Here is a 411-nt window from a genome sequence, read left to right as displayed (position 1 = left end):
CTTCTTCAGTCCACTCAAAGAAGCGTTTAACCGCAACTATATAATTCTGGATTGTGGTCGGTTTCTTGCCACTTGCCTTTAAAAATTCTCTGTACTGTCTTACAGTGTCGGGATCTGGATGCGTGATTCCTTTTTCCTTCATGTAGATAAACCACTGCTTCAAAGATGTTCGATAAGTCCTAACTGTATTAGGCGAACCATCAATAAATATGACAAACTTATCAAAAAGATCATCCAAGTTGCTATGCTGAAAATCCAACTGCTTTGAGCCTATTGAGGTTACCAGTTCACCGCTTATTTTTCTTATTGGTTTTATTTCTACCATCCTAACATTCACCTACTTTGTTACTATGCTAGCTTATTACATTGTTATCTTGCTATACTAGCATTGTATTCTTGTAGTATCAGATT

1 protein-coding gene is annotated in these 411 nt (G+C 36.5%); it reads right to left on the bottom strand.

Features of this window, described 5'->3' with window-relative positions; translation table 11 throughout:
* Window positions 1–325 (bottom strand): site-specific integrase (locus tag HMPREF0528_RS08745; protein WP_004896662.1); only part of this gene is annotated, 325 nt, incomplete at its 3' end.
* Between the last annotated feature and the right edge of the window lie 86 nt (window positions 326–411).

This window comes from Lactobacillus johnsonii ATCC 33200 (assembly GCF_000159355.1).
Classification (GTDB): domain Bacteria; phylum Bacillota; class Bacilli; order Lactobacillales; family Lactobacillaceae; genus Lactobacillus; species Lactobacillus johnsonii.
Note: the sequence above shows the minus strand (reverse complement) of the source record. Positions and strands in the feature narration are given on the sequence as shown.